This is a genomic window from Pseudomonas sp. YuFO8, from assembly GCF_035065025.1.
Taxonomy (GTDB): domain Bacteria; phylum Pseudomonadota; class Gammaproteobacteria; order Pseudomonadales; family Pseudomonadaceae; genus Aquipseudomonas; species Aquipseudomonas putida_AE.
This window is the reverse complement of sequence record NZ_JAXDEQ010000007.1, coordinates 145,095-160,967: the sequence shown is the minus strand read 5'-3', so window position 1 is coordinate 160,967 and position 15,873 is coordinate 145,095. Positions and strand designations below refer to the sequence as shown.

13 protein-coding genes are annotated in these 15,873 nt (G+C 61.5%); 9 read left to right on the top strand and 4 right to left on the bottom strand.

Annotated elements, in window-relative coordinates; translation table 11 throughout:
• Positions 1-5: 5 nt before the first annotated feature.
• Positions 6-1,979, bottom strand: a complete 1,974-nt coding sequence (locus SOP95_RS09180; protein WP_274075506.1) for a MacB family efflux pump subunit — start codon at positions 1,977-1,979, stop codon at positions 6-8.
• Entirely contained in the window at positions 1,980-3,152 is a 1,173-nt protein-coding gene (locus tag SOP95_RS09175) for an efflux RND transporter periplasmic adaptor subunit (RefSeq protein WP_274075505.1), read from the bottom strand.
• A gap of 368 nt (positions 3,153-3,520) precedes the next feature.
• On the opposite strand from SOP95_RS09175, the gene SOP95_RS09170 reads away from it, so the two are divergent.
• The 5 genes from SOP95_RS09170 (at position 3,521) to SOP95_RS09150 (ending at position 10,109) form a co-directional block, all read left to right on the top strand.
• Positions 3,521-4,003: a sigma-70 family RNA polymerase sigma factor gene (locus SOP95_RS09170; RefSeq protein WP_168758677.1), complete on the top strand. Its 483-nt coding sequence runs from the start codon at positions 3,521-3,523 to the stop codon at positions 4,001-4,003.
• 145 nt (positions 4,004-4,148) lie between these two features.
• Positions 4,149-5,483: a lysine N(6)-hydroxylase/L-ornithine N(5)-oxygenase family protein gene (locus tag SOP95_RS09165; RefSeq protein WP_274075504.1), complete on the top strand. Its 1,335-nt coding sequence runs from the start codon at positions 4,149-4,151 to the stop codon at positions 5,481-5,483.
• Between the two features lie 237 nt (positions 5,484-5,720).
• Positions 5,721-6,134, top strand: coding sequence for a response regulator (locus tag SOP95_RS09160; protein ID WP_274075503.1), 414 nt, complete (start codon positions 5,721-5,723; stop codon positions 6,132-6,134).
• A 111-nt stretch (positions 6,135-6,245) separates the two neighbouring features.
• Entirely contained in the window at positions 6,246-6,872 is a 627-nt protein-coding gene (locus tag SOP95_RS09155) for a response regulator transcription factor (RefSeq protein ID WP_274075502.1), read from the top strand.
• A complete protein-coding gene (locus tag SOP95_RS09150; protein WP_323606884.1) occupies positions 6,873-10,109 on the top strand; it encodes a transporter substrate-binding domain-containing protein in 3,237 nt (1,078 codons plus the stop codon).
• 73 nt (positions 10,110-10,182) lie between these two features.
• On the opposite strand, the gene SOP95_RS09145 is transcribed toward SOP95_RS09150, so the two are convergent.
• Complete coding sequence (locus SOP95_RS09145; protein ID WP_323606883.1) at positions 10,183-10,722, bottom strand: PaaI family thioesterase; 540 nt, start codon at positions 10,720-10,722, stop codon at positions 10,183-10,185.
• 125 nt (positions 10,723-10,847) lie between these two features.
• Positions 10,848-11,756: a LysR substrate-binding domain-containing protein gene (locus tag SOP95_RS09140; protein WP_323606882.1), complete on the bottom strand. Its 909-nt coding sequence runs from the start codon at positions 11,754-11,756 to the stop codon at positions 10,848-10,850.
• Positions 11,757-11,860: 104 nt separating this feature from the next.
• Here SOP95_RS09140 and SOP95_RS09135 point away from each other — a divergent pair, with 104 nt between their 5' ends.
• The 4 genes from SOP95_RS09135 to SOP95_RS09120 all read left to right on the top strand — a co-directional run bounded on the left by SOP95_RS09135 (position 11,861) and on the right by SOP95_RS09120 (position 15,821).
• Entirely contained in the window at positions 11,861-12,727 is an 867-nt protein-coding gene (locus SOP95_RS09135; protein ID WP_323606881.1) for a pirin family protein, read from the top strand.
• Positions 12,728-12,820: 93 nt separating this feature from the next.
• Positions 12,821-13,504, top strand: coding sequence for an isochorismatase family protein (locus tag SOP95_RS09130; RefSeq protein ID WP_274075497.1), 684 nt, complete (start codon positions 12,821-12,823; stop codon positions 13,502-13,504).
• Positions 13,505-13,560: 56 nt separating this feature from the next.
• On the top strand, positions 13,561-14,187 hold the full coding sequence (ycaC, locus tag SOP95_RS09125) for an isochorismate family cysteine hydrolase YcaC (protein WP_274075496.1): 627 nt from the start codon (positions 13,561-13,563) through the stop codon (positions 14,185-14,187).
• 191 nt (positions 14,188-14,378) lie between these two features.
• Positions 14,379-15,821, top strand: a complete 1,443-nt coding sequence (locus SOP95_RS09120) for a mechanosensitive ion channel domain-containing protein (protein WP_323606880.1) — start codon at positions 14,379-14,381, stop codon at positions 15,819-15,821.
• The last annotated feature ends 52 nt before the right edge of the window (positions 15,822-15,873 follow it).

Genomic DNA, 15,873 nt, shown 5'->3' with positions numbered 1-15,873 from the left:
AGAGATCATTCACTGGTAAGGGCCGTGACCGGGTCGAGTCGGGCAGCTTTGCGGGCCGGCATGAAGCCGAAGACAACACCGGTGACCAGGGCGCAGCCGAAGGCGCCCAGCACCGCTATCAGGGAGAACGCCACGGCGACTTCGCTGAGGATCAGCACGCCGCCGACGATCAGCGCCAGGGCGATCCCGGCCAGGCCGCCGACCACCGAGAGCATCACCGCTTCGGTGAGGAACTGGCGCAGGATGTCCCGCTGGCGGGCGCCGGTGGCCATGCGGATGCCGATCTCGCGGGTGCGTTCGCGTACGGTCATGAGCATGATGTTCATCACGCCGATGCCGCCCACCAGCAGCGAAATCGCGGCAATCGACCCGAGCATCAGCGACAGGGTGTTTTGCGTGCGTGCTTCGGCCTGGATCATGGCCGCGTTGTTGGTCAGCTCGAAATCCTTTTTGCCGTTGTGCAGGCGCAGCATCAACTGTTCGATGGCGTGCTCGGTCTCCTTGACCTTGCGCGCATCGGCGGCGGCAATCGCGATGTATTCCGGGTTGTGGGTACCGAACAGCCGCACGCTGGCGGCGGAGTAGGGGATGGCGATGCGGTCGTCGCTGTCGGAGTCGCCGGAGCTGGCGCCTTTTTCCGCGAGCACGCCGACCACCTGGAACGGCACGTTTTCGATCAGGATGTACTGGCCGATGGGGTTGGCCACGTCCTTGAGCAGTTTGGTCCGCACCTTGTGGCCGATCACCGCGACCGCAGCTGCGTTCTGTTCATCGGCCTCGGTGAAGTAACTGCCTTCGACCACCGGCCAGTTGAAGATGGCCGGGAAGTTGGTGTCGTTGCCGCCGACGTAGCTCAGGTGGTCGAGGTTGCCGAAACGTACCCCGGCTTCCTGGCCATTGACCGGCATGATGCGCATCACCTGGGGCAGGCTCGCCACCGCCTTGACTTCGTCCAGGGTGACGATGCCCAGCGGCGTTCGCGGGTTGGGCGATGAGCCGCTGAGGTAAATGATGTTGGAGCCGAACGCGCCCATCTGGGCCATGACCTGGCGCTTGCTGCCTTCGCCGACGGCCAGCATCACCACCACCGACGCCACGCCGATGATGATCCCCAGCAGGGTCAGCGCGGTGCGGAACTTGTTGATCCACATCACCCGCCAGGCGGCTTGCACCGCGTCGACCAGTTCGCCTTTCCAGGCACCGTTGGCTTGCGCGCCTTCCGTCAGGCGCTTGCGCAGGTCCACGGCCTGCAGCGCACCGGGATTGGCCGAGGTTTGCGCGGCGGGATTGTCCCGGGCGCTGTCGCTGATGATCAGGCCGTCGCGGATCTCGATGATGCGCTTGGCCCGCGCCGCCACTTCGCGGTCGTGGGTGATGAGGATCACCACGTGGCCCTGGCTCGCCAGCTCGTCGAGCAGCGCCATGACTTCCTTGCCGCTGTGGCTGTCAAGGGCGCCGGTGGGTTCGTCGGCGAGAATGATATGGCCGCCGTTCATCAAGGCGCGGGCGATAGACACCCGTTGCTGCTGGCCGCCGGACAGTTGGTGCGGGCGGTTGCCGGTGCGCGTGGCCAGGCCCAGGCGTTCGAGCAGGGCCGCGGCGCGGGCATGGCGCTCGGCGGCCGGAGTGCCGGCGTAGATCGCCGGCATCTCGACGTTTTCCTGGGCCGAGCCCGACGGGATCAGGTGGTAACCCTGGAACACGAACCCGAAGGCTTCACGGCGCAGCCAGGCCAGTTCATCGCTGCCCAGGGCGGCGACGTTTTCTCCGGCGAAACGGTATTCGCCTGAGGTAGGGCGGTCGAGGCAGCCGAGGATGTTCATCAGTGTCGACTTGCCGGAACCGGAGGCGCCGACGATCGCCACGAACTCGCCGGCATGGATCGACAGGTCGATACCGCGCAACACATGGACTTCAGGGGCGTCGCCACCGCCGTAGGCTTTGCGGATGTCAGAAAGGCAGATCAGGGGCGTCTGCATTCAACCGCCACTCCCGTCGGCCGGGCCGATCAACAAGTGATCGCCCTCCTGCAGGCCGTCGAGGATCTGCACCCGCAGGCGGTCGCTGATGCCGGTGCGCACGTTGCGTTGTTCGATGCTGCCGTTCCTGGCCACCACTTGCGCGGTCTGGCTGTCGGCTTGCGCGCCGGCCTGCAGGGCGGCGATCGGCGCGGTCAGCACGTTCTGCGCCTGATCGGCGACGAAAAATACCTGGGTGGTCATTTCCGCCATCAGCGCGTTGTCGGCGTTGTCGACGTCCAGCAGCACGGTGTACAGCACCACCCGCGCGCTGCCGCTTTTGCTCGAGCTGGCGGGGCTGCCGCCACCCTGGCTGGTCTGGTCCAGGGGTTTGGGCGGTACGGGCAGAATCTGCCGCACGGTGCTTTGCCAGCGCCTGGTGCCGCCGCTGAGGGTGGTGAACCAGGCGTTCATGCCGGGTTTGACGTGGCCGATGTCGGCTTCGGAGACCTCGGCCCACACGGTCATCGGCGACAGCTTGGCGATACGCAGGATCAACGGGGTCTGCTGCTGGGCATTGAGGGTCTGGCCTTCCCGGGCATCCAGCGCGACCACGGTGCCGGACATCGGCGCATAGATCCGCGTGTAGCCGAGCTCGGCCTGATCGCTGCGCAGGCTGGCCTGGGCCTGGCGAATCTGTGCCTGGAACATGTCGATGCGCGCTTGGGTGGCACGCAGTTCGGCCTGGGCGGTCTGCACGTCTTCTTCGCGGGTGGCGTTGCCGGCCTTGAGGTGCTGCTGGCGCTGGTATTTCTGCTGGGCGAGGTCGTGTTGCGCGCGTTGCTCCTGGAGCTGCGCTTTCAGGTTTTCGATGGAGAAGCGCCCGGCATCGAGTTTGGCCTGTTGCGTGGAAGGGTCGATTTCCACCAGCAACTGACCTTCCTTGACCCGGTCACCGACTTCCACATGGATCTTCTGGATCTGCCCGGAAGCCTGGGCGCCGACGTCGACATAACGCCTGGGTTGCAGGGTACCCAATGCCGTGACACTGCTTTCGATGTCGGCGCGGGTGACCTGCACGGTGGCGAACTGGTCACGCCCGGGCGGGATGAACTGCCAGGCCGCAACGGCGATAACGGGGATCAGGCTGAGTGCTACAAGCAGGGCGCGTCGGGTGTGACGGGGACGTTTCATGCAGGGTTCCAAAGCAGTTGAACACTGCCGTGGAGCCGGCAGGGACATGGAGCTGTCCTTGTAGACGAGGACAGCAGCAGGGAATTTAGGCCCGGACACACGGCGTTACACCTGCCCCTGTAGGAGCTGCCGAAGGCTGCGATCTTTTGATTTTAAAGATCAAAGGATCGCAGCCTTCGGCAGCTCCTACGGGGGCGTGCAAGCCGTAGACCATGACTATTTGTCGGGCAAGCCAAAGCAATACTTTAAATCTATATGAGAATTACTATAAATTACGCATCTCAAACTGCCACTATCGTGCCACTGCCAGCTTTTGTGGTCGAGTAGCGGGCTCAAGGACAGTAACCGCACCCGTGCGGACGGGAGTCATGTTGGAAAACTACTATCGAGAGCTGGTGTGTTTCCTCAACGCCAAGCTCGGCAACCGCCAGGTCGCCGAAGATGTGGTGCATGACGCTTATCTGCGAGTCCTGGAGCGCTCCAGCGACACGCCGATCGAGCAGCCCCGGGCCTTCCTCTATCGCACGGCCTTGAACCTGGTGATCGACGATCACCGGCGCAATGCGTTGCGCCAGGTCGAGTCGCTGGACGTGCTCGACAACGAAGAGCGCTACTTCAGCCCATCGCCCCTCAGCAGCCTCGATCACGGCCAGCGCCTGGACATGCTCCAGCGCGCCCTGGCGGAATTGCCGCGCCTGTGCCGCGAGAGTTTCCTGCTGCGCAAGATCGAAGGCCTGTCGCACCCGCAGATCGCCGAACACCTGGGCATTTCCAAGGCCTTGGTCGAAAAACACATCGTCAATGCGATGAAGCATTGCCGGGTGCGGATGCGCCAATGGGATGCCCATTGATCTTCGCGTACATCCGTTCTTGTTAAATTTTATTTCACTGTCCTCGTTCCTAATCAACAGACGACCTGCTGTCCTGCTCAAGGCCGGTCAGGTCACTTAGGCTTATCTCCCCGCCGCTCGGGGGCTTATCCAGAGGACACTGGAAATGACACAGGCAATTGCATCGCCCATCGTTCACGACCTGATCGGCGTTGGTTTCGGCCCTTCGAACCTGGCGCTGGCCATCGCCCTGCAGGAGCGCGGGCCGACCCAGGGCGAGCTGGATGTACTGTTTCTCGACAAGCAGGCCAACTACAGCTGGCATGGCAACACCCTGTCGACCCAGAGCGAGCTGCAGATTTCCTTCCTCAAGGACCTGGTGACCCTGCGCAACCCGACCAGTCCTTATTCGTTCGTCAATTACCTCAAGGCCCACGGGCGCCTGGTGGACTTCATCAACCTGGGCACCTTCTATCCGTGCCGCATGGAGTACAACGACTATCTGCGCTGGGTGGCCGCGCAATTCGAGAAGCAGAGCCGTTACGGCGAAGAAGTGCTGACCATCGAACCGGTGCTGCACAACCAGCAGGTCGAAGCGCTGCGGGTGATTTCCCGCGATAGCACCGGGCATCAACAGGTGCGCACCACCCGTTCGGTGGTGGTCAGCGCGGGCGGTACGCCGCGTATTCCCGAGGCGTTCAAGGCGCTCAAGGGCGACAACCGCGTGTTCCACCATTCGCAGTACCTGGCGCAGATGGCCAAGCAGCCGTGCGTGAACAACCAGCCGATGAGTATCGCGATTATCGGTGGCGGGCAGAGCGCGGCTGAAGCCTTCATCGACCTCAACGACAGCTTCCCGTCGGTGCAGGTCGACATGATCCTGCGCGGTTCGGCCCTGAAGCCGGCGGACGACAGCCCGTTCGTCAACGAAGTGTTCTCGCCGGAGTTCACCGACCTGGTGTTCCAGCAGGAGAGCAGCGAGCGTGAGCGCCTGGTCAACGAGTACCACAACACCAACTATTCGGTGGTGGACATTGACCTGATCGAGCGGATCTACGGGATTTTCTACCGGCAGAAAGTTTCGGGCGTTGCCCGCCATGCGTTCCGTACCCTGACCACTCTCTCTAAAGCCACCGCCACCGAACGCGGCATTGAACTGACGATGTGCAACAAAGCCACCGGCGAAATTGCGGTCCGTCACTACGACGCCGTGGTGCTGGCCACCGGTTACGAGCGGCAGATGCACCGCAAGCTGCTGGCCCCGCTGGAACAGTACCTGGGTGATTTCGAGGTGGACCGCAACTACAAGTTGATCACCGACGAGCGCTGCAAGGCCGGCATCTATATGCAGGGCTTCTGCCAGGCCAGCCATGGCTTGAGCGATACCTTGCTGTCGATCCTGCCGATTCGTGCGGACGAGATCGCCGGGTCGTTGTATGACCATGGCAAGAACCGTGGGCATCGTTCGGTGGTGGATCTGTTGTTGGCGACTGCCAGCTGAGAACTTCGGCGGCTGTGAGGCCGCCATCGCCAGCAGGCTGGCTCCCACATTTGACCTGTGTACGCAGATCTATTGTGGGAGCCAGCCTGCTGGCGATGAGGCCCTGAAGAACCCTGCGATTCCCCCACGTATCACCAGCGTCAGATTAAGCGGGCAGTATTTCGGATTTTTCCTACAGAACGCTCGGCAGGTCTTCCGTAGTCTTGCCCCCTCATCAATCTGACCCGGGGGGGCACGTTGCCCAACAAGTCCTTACGCATCCTGATCGCTGACCCACAACACTTCAACCGGATGAAAATCGAGCGGCTGTTCAACCAGCTCGATTATTTTCGCGTGGCGCCGGTGCACAGCCTCGAAGAGCTGCTGAACCTGGTCGAGTACGGTTGCGAACCCTTCGATCTGCTGGTCATCAATGCTGGCATGGCCGACGGCAAGCTCGACCTGCTGGATTTCTGTCTCGACAACCGGCAGGTGGCGCACGCGCTGATTTTCGACGGCGAGCGCGCGCAACTGCGCCCCACCGCGCCCTCTGCAAGGCAAAAAGTCCAAGTGAGCCATGCCTTGCTGCCGGACCTGGCGACTATCCAGCGGTTGATGGCGGTCGTTGATCGACCTCTACCGTTCGTCGCGACTGTCATTTCTGTCAGGTAGTCCGATCGGTTTTTACGTGCAAGAGTCTATGCGCAGCTGCTGTGTTCATTTCGGGTTCTTGCCCATGGGCCGTCAGTGCCCGAACGTCGTGTTTATGCATAGGGAGTTGCCATGAAGTCAGCGATGGCTGTGGACGATCATCCGGTGGTTCGCGGTGCAGTCAAAAGCGTACTCAGGCATTTGGGATACAAGCGTATCCACGAAGCGGCCTGCGGTAACGAAGTTTTGCCGATGATCCGCGATAATAAACCGGAACTGATTGTGCTGGACCTCAACCTGCCGTCGCTCGACGGCCTGGATGTACTGGCACGGATCCAGATCGAGGAGATGCCATGTAAGGTGGTGGTGTTCACTGCCCAGGAACCGGCGTTTTTCCAGGATCGTTGCATGCGCGCCGGTGCCATGGCCTACGTCGCCAAGACCAACGATCTGGAGCATTTGCAAAAAGCCGTGCAGGCCGTGATGGCCGGCTACACCTATTTCACCCGGTTGCCCACAAGCTCCGTGTCCCTGAGCCAGGCGCAACGCAGTGAAAAACAGATGATCGACAGGCTTTCAGATCGCGAGTTGTCGATTTTCCAGCAACTGGCCCAGGGTAAGAGCAACAAGGCAATCGCCGAAATCATGCACCTGAGCCACAAGACCGTCAGCACCTACAAGACCCGCTTGACTGAAAAACTCAACGTGGAGTCGTCGGTGCACCTGAGGGATCTTGCCCAACGTCATCACTTGATCTGAATGAACGCCATTCGATACCTGCTGTTGGCCCTTTGCCTTTGGGTATCTAGTGTCTGCGCGCAGCCGCAAACCTTGACCTTGCTGGGCCGTTCCAGCGTGGAGGGCCAAGTGCTGCGGTTGTCGGCCGCCGATGCGCGCTGGTTGCAGCAAAAAGACCGTTTGGTGCTGGCCGTTTCAGCCCCGGATTATCCACCTTTCGACATCACCACCGACCACACGCTCGAGGGGGTGACCGCCGACTACGCCGATCTGCTCCGGCAGTTGCTGCGGGTAGAGATCGAAGTCCGGCGCTATCCATCGCGCGAAGACGCCGTTCGAGCCGTCAAGCAAGGCGCGGCAGACCTGCTGGGAACCTCCAACAGCTACGAGTCCCAGGACCCGCAACTAAAAATGTCCCGCGCCTATGCGGTGGATCAGCCGGTATTGGTGACCCGCGTTGATGCACTCCAGGTGCTGGACCCGACACTGGCCGGCAAGCGCCTGGCGATGCTCTACCACTACTTGCCTGAACAAAACGTCCAGCGGTTCTATCCCGAGGCCCAGGTTCAGCTGTTCCCCTCGACACTGGCGGCTGTCGGGGCCGTCGCCTTCGGCCAGGCGGATGTGTACCTGGGCGATGCGATCAGCGCCCATTACCTGATCAGCAAAAACTACCTGAACAACGTCCAGCTGGCTGACTTCTCGCCCATGGAATCCGGGCGCTTCGCCTTTGCCATGGCCGGCGACAACCCGGCGCTGCTGCGCATTGTCGACAAGGCCCTGGCGTTGATAACGGCCAATGAACAGATGAACATCCAGCGCCGCTGGGGAGCGAGCGGGGTGTCCATGCCGGGCACGCAGTCCCTGCAACTGAGTGTGACCGAGCAGCGATGGCTCGACCGGCACCCGCGAGTGAGCGTGGCGATCAACGAGAACATCCCGCCGATTACTTTCCTGGACAGTGAAGGCCGGTTTCGCGGCATCGGTGTCGATGTGCTGGCGAAAATCAGTTTGCGCACCGGCTTGCAATTCGACATCCGCGCCATGCCGTCGGTGGCGCAGATGGTGCAAGCGATCAAGCGTGGCGAGGTCGATGTGCTGGCGGGTATCGGCCTGAGTTCCCTGCGTGAGGAAGACCTGCTGTTTACCCGGGCGTTCCTGACCAGCCCATCGGTGCTGGTGACGCGCCTGGCGCCGGACAGCCCCAGGACCCTGGATGACCTGGCCGGAAAAACCCTGGCGCTGACCCAGGGCAATATCTCAGGCGAGTTCGTTCGCCAACACTTCCCGTTGATCCGGTGTGTGGATGCGCCCTTGTCGGCCGATGCCATGGAAATGGTCGCCCAAGGCAAGGCACAAGGTGCCATCAACTCATTGATCAGCGCCCGTTACCTGATCTCCCGGCAGTACCGTGATCGCCTCCAGGTCACCAGCACGGTGGGCATCGATCCCGCGCGCAGTACCCTGGCGACCGGGCGCGAGGCCAGCGAGTTGCACTCGATCCTGGACAAGGCCTTGCTCAGTATCCCCCCGGAAGAAATCGACGAACTGATACTGCCCTGGCGCAATGACCTGATGGTGGAACAGAGCTATTGGCTGCGCCATCGCCAGAGCATTTTCCAGGCGTTCGCGGTGGCCGGCGCCTTGCTCTTGCTGGCCCTGGCCTGGATCGCCTGGCAGCGCCGGCAGATCCGTCAGCGCCAGCAATGGCTGGCCCGATTGCAGGAGGCCAAGGACGCCGCCGACGATGCCAACCGGGCCAAGACCACGTTCCTGGCAACCATGAGCCATGAGATCCGCACGCCGATGAATGCCCTTATCGGCATGCTTGAACTGGCGCTGAAAAGCGCCGATGAGGGCGTGACCGATCGCCCGGCCATCGAGGTGGCGTCAGATGCCGGGCAACAGTTGCTTGCCTTGATCGGCGACATCCTGGACATTGCCCGTATCGAGTCCGGGCACTTGTCGCTGACGCCGGAGCGAGCCAATCTGCAGGCGCTGGTGCTGTCGGTGTGCCGGGTCTTTGAGGGCCTGGCCCGGCAGAAGAGCCTGCAGTGGCGGGTCGAACTGGACGAGCACAGCGACCGCGATGTGTTGATCGATCCCACGCGATTCAAGCAAGTGCTGTCCAATCTGCTGAGCAATGCCATCAAGTTCACCCACAAAGGCGAGGTCAGCCTGCGCTTGCGAGTCGTGCCCGCGTCGGCGGAGCGTCTCGCGGTCAGTGTGCGTATCGAGGACAGCGGCAGCGGTATCAGCGCCTTTGACCAGCAACGCCTGTTCAGCCCGTTCGTACAGGCCGGCAACCGTCAGCAATCAGGCCGTCAGGGTTCCGGCCTGGGTCTGGTGATCAGCCGCACGCTGTGCGAAATGATGGGCGGGCGCTTGCAACTCTCCAGCGTCCTGGGACGCGGAACCCGGTTGGACATCAGCCTTGAACTGCAGGCATTGCAGACGTTGCCCGGCACTGAAATGGCGCCGAGTGAATCGACGGCAAGGACCCGGCCGCTGACGATTCTGGTGGTGGACGATTACCCGGCCAACCGCTTGCTGCTTTCGCGGCAACTGAGTTACCTGGGGCACCGGGTGCTGCTCGCAGAGGATGGCCAGCAAGGGTTCGAGCAATGGCGTGAACACGCTTGCGATCTGGTCGTCACCGACTGCAACATGCCGGTGGTCAGCGGTTATGAACTGGCGGGTGCGATCCGCGATGAGGAACGCTTCCAGCTGGGGTCGCCAACGGTGATCCTGGGCTTCACCGCCAACGCTCAACCCGAGGAGAAAATGCGTTGTATCGAAGCGGGGATGGACGATTGCCTGTTCAAGCCCATTCGACTGGTCGACCTGAGCGCCTGGTTGGCCACGCGTTTTTCCAGCGAATCGCCAGGCCTGAGCGCAGCGCCTTCCAGCAGCGAAATCGATTTAAGCGGCTTGCAACGCTACACAGGGGCCGACAATGAACTGATCACTCAGTTGTTGCATGACCTGGCCGTTGCCAATCGCGATGATCGCGAACGTCTGCGGCAAGAACATGCCAGTGGTAACTACCACGGCTTGAAGGACCTGGCGCACCGCATCAAGGGTGGCGCGCAGATGGTCCGGGCGCAGGCGCTGGTGGCGTGTTGCGAGCAACTGGAGCGTGCCTGTGGCGAGGGCGATGCCGCACTGATCGACGCCGCCGTCGATCAGTTGCACCAAGTCATGACGCGCCTGGACCGCAGTCTTGAGCAGGGCTGCGGCTTGAACCCGGCGGTTTAATCCCAGGCTGGCGCCAGGCCCTTGGGCTTGCCCCGGGCGGCGTTCCGACGATGGGACGACTCGGCCTACAGGCTTAACCCCGAGCCTCAAGAATCATGCAAGTCGTCGTCCCCGTCGCATACAACCGTCCATCCACATCATAAATCCGCCCCTCGGCCAGCGCCGTCGAACGCCCCAGATGCACAATCTTGCCCTCGGCCCGCACCGGTCCGCTGGCGCTGTTCAACGCCCGGACATAACTGATGCGCAGATCCAGCGTCGTATAACCCTGGCCTTTTTTCAGTTGCGTATGGATCGCGCAGCCCATGCACGAATCCAGCAAAGTCGCGGCATAACCGCCGTGCACGGTGCCCAGCGGATTGTAATGCCGCGCATCCGGAGTGCCCTGGAAGACGAACAGCCCGGCGGACCATTCGACAGGGATGAAATCCATCAGCGTGCCTATGGGCGGCGAGGGCAGTTCACCGTTGCCGATGCCCTCGAAAAATTCGGCGGGAGTCAGCGCACTGACTTCGGCCATGGACAAACTGCCAGGCCCGGCCAAGCGGGCGCGCATGGCCTGTTCCTGGGCGATCCATTGGGCGAGCGTGGCCTCGCGGGTTGGGCTTTGCATGTGTAAGTCCTCTGAAGAAAACGAATATTATGGTTGTAATTTTCAAACCATATTATGTTCAGAATAAAATCTCCGCTACCCCTCAAATCAACTTGACGCTTGCAGCTGAAAACCTGCAGCTGCTGTCAGGCAATATCGCTGCGGCTGAACTCCTCGCCCAGAAAGTCGATCAAGCTACGCACCGACGGCAGCAGGCCACGCCGCGACGGGAAGATCGCATGAATGACGCCACTCCTGGGCGCCCAGCCCGGCACCAGTTCGACCAATTGGCCGGCCTTGATCTCATCTCGCACCACCACACTGGGCAGGTGGACAATCCCGATGCCGGCCACCGCCGCGTGGCGCAAGGCCAACAGGTCATCGGTGACCATCCGTGGCGAGTGCCTGATCAGCGCGCTGCTGCCATCACCACCGAACAATTCCCACTGGTACTCACGTTGCGCCGCCCCCCAGTGCAGGCTCGGCAAGCCACTGAGGTCGGCCGGGGAGGCGGGTGTCGACAGGCGCGGCAAAAAGGCCGGGCTGCCCACCACGCTCTGGGTGCTGTTGCCCAGCACCTTCATCACCATGTCGGTGTCTTCCAGCGGCGGAAATCGCACGCGCAAGGCGATGTCGAACCCTTCGTGGATCAGGTCGACCCGGCGGTTGGTGCTCTCGATGAACAGCTCCACCAGCGGATACTTGAGCAAGTAGCGGGTCAGCATCGGCCCGACCCAGGAGTTGAGCAGCGCCGTCGGACAACTGATGCGCACCACGCCCTGGGGCTCGGAGCGGTTACGTTCGATCAGTTCGGCGGCGCTTTCCGCCTCCACCCGCATTGCCAGGCAACGCTGGTAATACGCCTGGCCGATTTCCGTCAGCGAACAGTGGCGACTGCTACGGTGCAGCAAGCGTACGCCGAGGCGTTCTTCGAGTTCGGCGATGCGTCGGCTGAGCTTGGACTTGGGCATGTCCAGGGCCCGTCCGGCCGCGGCGAAACCCTGATGTTCGACCACTTGGGTGAAGTAATAGAGAGTGTTGAGGTCTTCCATCATCGTTCTCCAGATAGAACGCTAAAGCTGATTTTTGCAGTCTAGCGCAACAAAGGTCGCAGTTTTAAGCTCTGTCCATGGCTTCACTCACCTCATCAGGAGACACCATGAAAAACATCATCGGTATCTACACCAGCCCACGGGCCCATTGGGTCGGCGACGGTTTTCCGGTTCGCACGCTGTTTTCCTACGACAACCTGGGCAAGCACATCAGCCCGTTCCTGCTGCTGGATCACGCCGGCCCCGCGGAATTCACACCGACCACCGCGCGACGTGGCGTTGGTCAGCATCCGCACCGCGGTTTCGAAACCGTGACTATCGTTTACAAGGGTGAACTGGAACACCGCGACTCCACCGGCAGTGGCGGCAAGATCGGCCCCGGCGACGTGCAATGGATGACCGCGGCCTCGGGGATTCTCCATGAAGAGTTTCACTCCGAAGGTTTCGCCAAGAGCGGCGGCACCCTGGAAATGGTCCAGTTGTGGGTCAACCTGCCGGCCAAGGACAAGATGGCCGACGCCGGTTACCAGACGATTCTCGATAGCGACATCCCGAGCATTGCCTTGAAGAACAACGCCGGCAGCCTGCGCTTGATCGCCGGTGAATTTGAAGGCCACACGGGGCCGTCGCGCACCTTTACCCCCATCGACGTCTGGGACCTGCGCCTGAATGCTGGCAAGTTGCTCACGCTGGATCTGCATGAAGGACGCAACACCGCACTGGTGGTGTTGCGCGGCACGATCGAGGTCAACGGCCTGGAGTCGGTGCGCCAAGGGCAGTTGGCCTTGTTCGACCGTAAGGGCGATCAGATGACCCTCGAAGCCAGTGAGGACGCGGTAGTGCTGCTGCTCAGTGGCGAACCGATCGACGAGCCGATCGTCGGACACGGTCCGTTCGTGATGAACACCGAGCAGGAAATCCACCAGGCGTTCGCCGATTTCCAGTCCGGTCGCTTCGGCCAGATGCACGGTTAATCCGTTTCGCTTCAACAACCCGCTCTACACAGGATGAGTAGGCCGGTTCCCAGGCCAGGGATGGCTGTTGCCTGTCAAAAAGAGGAAACACTGATGAACACCGTCAATGCAGCCAATTTCAATGGCCAGAAACCGACGATCGACCCCAATGACAGCGCCATGCTGTTGATCGATCACCAGAGCGGACTGTTCCAGATCGTCAAGGACATGGATGTACCGCAACTGCGCGCCAACGCCATTGCCCTGGCCAAGGCGGCCACCTTGCTGAAGATGCCGGTGATCACCACCGCTTCCGTGCCCCAAGGGCCGAACGGGCCGCTGATTCCGGAAATCCACGAGGCTGCACCGCATGCCCAGTACGTGGCGCGCAAGGGCGAAATCAACGCCTGGGACAACCCGGAGTTTCACGCGGCAGTGAAAGCCACCGGCAAGAAAACCCTGGTGATCGCCGGCACCCTGACCAGCGTGTGCCTGGCGTTTCCGTCCATTGCCGCGGTGCATGAAGGCTACAAAGTGTTCGCCGTGGTCGATGCCTCGGGCAACCACTCCAAACTGGCCACTGATCTGACAGTTGCCCGCCTGGCCCAGGCCGGGGTGGTGCCGATCGACATCATGGCTACGCTCTCAGAGCTGCAAGGCTCGTGGAACCGTCCGGACGCCGAGCAGTGGGCCGCCGTCTACGCCCAGGCCATGCCGCATTATCAATTGTTGATCGAGAGTTACCTCAAGGCTCAACAAGTGGCGAACGAACATGAAACGCTGGATTCCCAGCGCTAACCGGGACACCCACGCCGACTTTTATTCGGCATCGATAACACGCGAGGACCATTGCCATGACAACTTCCTACAAACGTCTCGACAAGGACAACGCCGCCGTTCTGTTGGTGGATCACCAGACAGGCCTGCTGTCGCTGGTGCGCGACATCGACCCGGACCGGTTCAAGAACAACGTGCTGGCCCTGGCCGACCTGGCCAAGTACTTCAAGCTGCCGACCATCCTCACCACCAGTTTCGAAACCGGCCCCAACGGCCCGCTGGTGCCCGAGCTCAAGGCGCTGTTCCCGGACGCGCCCTATGTTGCGCGTCCTGGCCAGATCAATGCCTGGGACAACGAAGACTTCGTCAAGGCGATCAAGGCTACCGGCAAGAAACAACTGATCATTGCCGGGGTTGTCACTGAAGTGTGCGTGGCGTTTCCGGCACTCTCGGCGCTGGCCGAAGGCTTCGATGTGTTCGTCGTCACTGACGCCTCCGGCACCTTCAACGAGCTGACCCGTGAATCGGCGTGGAACCGCATGTCCACCGCTGGCGCGCAGCTGATGACCTGGTTCGGCCTGGCCTGTGAGCTGCATCGCGACTGGCGCAACGACATCGAAGGCCTGGGCACGCTGTTCTCCAACCACATTCCGGACTACCGCAACCTGATGACCAGCTACAGCACGCTGACCAACAGTAAATAAACCAGGCACACATTGCCCTCTGTAGGAGCTGGCTTGCCAGCGAAAGCGGTCTGTCTGGCGCCACGATGTGGAAGGTGCTGGCCTTTTCGCGAGCAAGCTTGCTCCTACAGTGTTCCGAAGCCACCAATTGCTCCTACACTCTGGCCAATCTGTGAGATCTTTCGCTCATTGTCCCGTGCCGGAGCTGCTTGATGCTGTCATTGCTCACCGAACACCCGTTGATCTGCGCTTTCGCCTTGATCCTGATCGATCTGTTGTTGTGGCGCTTGATCGGTACCCGTGGCCACAACGTGAAGCTTCTGGTTCGGCCGGTGATTTTCACCCTGTACAGCCTGGTGCTGTTCAACGAAGGCATGAACCCGTTGGAACCCGCACCCTGGGTCGACAATGTACCGTTGCATCTGGCGGCCACGGGGTTGCAGATCGGCTGGTGGCTGTTCGCTGCGCGCACCCTGACCGTGCTGATCGGTGCGGGACTGATGCAACGGGTGGGACATACCGGGCGACTGCTGCAGGACCTGCTGGGTGCTGTGATTTTTCTTGTCGCGGTCATCGCCGCCTTGGCTTATGTGCTCAATCTGCCGGTCAAGGGCGTACTGGCCACTTCCGGCGCCCTGGCGATCATCGTCGGCCTGGCCTTGCAAAGCACCCTCAGCGACGTATTTTCCGGGATCGTGCTGAACACCACCAAGCCCTATCAACTGGATGACTGGATCGCCATCGACGGCACCGAAGGCCGGGTCATCGATATCGACTGGCGGGCCACGCGATTGCAGACCTCCCAGGGCAGCATGATCGTGATTCCCAACTCGCTGGCGGCCAAGGCCAAGATCACCAACTTCAGTCGGCCCAGCGATATGTTCGGCCTGTCGATCAGCCTGCAGGTCAGCCCCCACGTCCGCCCACAAACCGTGATCGATGCCCTCGAGCGCGCGATGCAGGGCTGCCGGAACATGTTGACTTCACCCGGCCCCAAAGTCGCGCTCAAAAGCTCCAATGCTTCCGGCAACGAATACGAAATCAGCGGCTTTGTCGCCTCGATGAGCGAAAAGCGCTCGGCACGCAATCAACTGTTCGACCTGGCGTACCGGCATTTGCGAGCATCGGGGATCCATCTGCTGTCGAGTGTCGAACCCAGCCCCTCAAGCGACATCACGCGGCCACGGGCGCTACTCGACAGCTCGCCGCTGTTTTCCTCCCTGCGCCACGAAGAGAAAGAAACCTTCAGCCAGAACATGGCCCTGCAAACCTTCCGCATCGGCGAGACGATCCTGGAGGCGGGGGAGATCAGCGATCACCTGTTCATCATCGAGTCCGGGGTGGTTTCGGTCACGCTGAACCGCAACGGTATACCTATCGAATCCGGACGCATGGGGCCGGGGGAGGTGATCGGCGAGGCCGGTATCCTGACCGACAGCGCGCTGCCCGCCCATTTCACCGCGAAAACCCCATGCACGCTTTATCGCATCGAAAAGCAGTATTTGAAGCCCTGTCTGGATGCCCGCCAGGACATCAACGATGCGATGAAATCCTTGATGGAATTCCGCCTGAACAAGGCCCAGTCGCTGATCGCGGATGTGCCCGTCGTTGTGCCGAAGAAAGGGTTCTTGCAGTGGCTGCGTAGTCGGGTCTGATGGACGCGAGGGACCATTGGCCTCCTCGACTTCTGCAGGATTGGCTATTTGT

Excerpts from the sequence above, each read along its gene's own strand:
- SOP95_RS09180 (WP_274075506.1), bottom strand. The coding sequence starts at position 1,979 with ATGCAGACGCCCCTGATCTGCCTTTCTGACATCCGCAAAGCCTACGGC.
- SOP95_RS09175 (WP_274075505.1), bottom strand. The coding sequence starts at position 3,152 with ATGAAACGTCCCCGTCACACCCGACGCGCCCTGCTTGTAGCACTCAGC.
- SOP95_RS09170 (WP_168758677.1), top strand. The coding sequence starts at position 3,521 with ATGTTGGAAAACTACTATCGAGAGCTGGTGTGTTTCCTCAACGCCAAG.
- SOP95_RS09165 (WP_274075504.1), top strand. The coding sequence starts at position 4,149 with ATGACACAGGCAATTGCATCGCCCATCGTTCACGACCTGATCGGCGTT.
- SOP95_RS09155 (WP_274075502.1), top strand. The coding sequence starts at position 6,246 with ATGAAGTCAGCGATGGCTGTGGACGATCATCCGGTGGTTCGCGGTGCA.
- SOP95_RS09150 (WP_323606884.1), top strand. The coding sequence starts at position 6,873 with ATGAACGCCATTCGATACCTGCTGTTGGCCCTTTGCCTTTGGGTATCT.
- SOP95_RS09145 (WP_323606883.1), bottom strand. The coding sequence starts at position 10,722 with ATGCAAAGCCCAACCCGCGAGGCCACGCTCGCCCAATGGATCGCCCAG.
- SOP95_RS09140 (WP_323606882.1), bottom strand. The coding sequence starts at position 11,756 with ATGATGGAAGACCTCAACACTCTCTATTACTTCACCCAAGTGGTCGAA.
- SOP95_RS09135 (WP_323606881.1), top strand. The coding sequence starts at position 11,861 with ATGAAAAACATCATCGGTATCTACACCAGCCCACGGGCCCATTGGGTC.
- SOP95_RS09130 (WP_274075497.1), top strand. The coding sequence starts at position 12,821 with ATGAACACCGTCAATGCAGCCAATTTCAATGGCCAGAAACCGACGATC.
- ycaC (WP_274075496.1), top strand. The coding sequence starts at position 13,561 with ATGACAACTTCCTACAAACGTCTCGACAAGGACAACGCCGCCGTTCTG.
- SOP95_RS09120 (WP_323606880.1), top strand. The coding sequence starts at position 14,379 with ATGCTGTCATTGCTCACCGAACACCCGTTGATCTGCGCTTTCGCCTTG.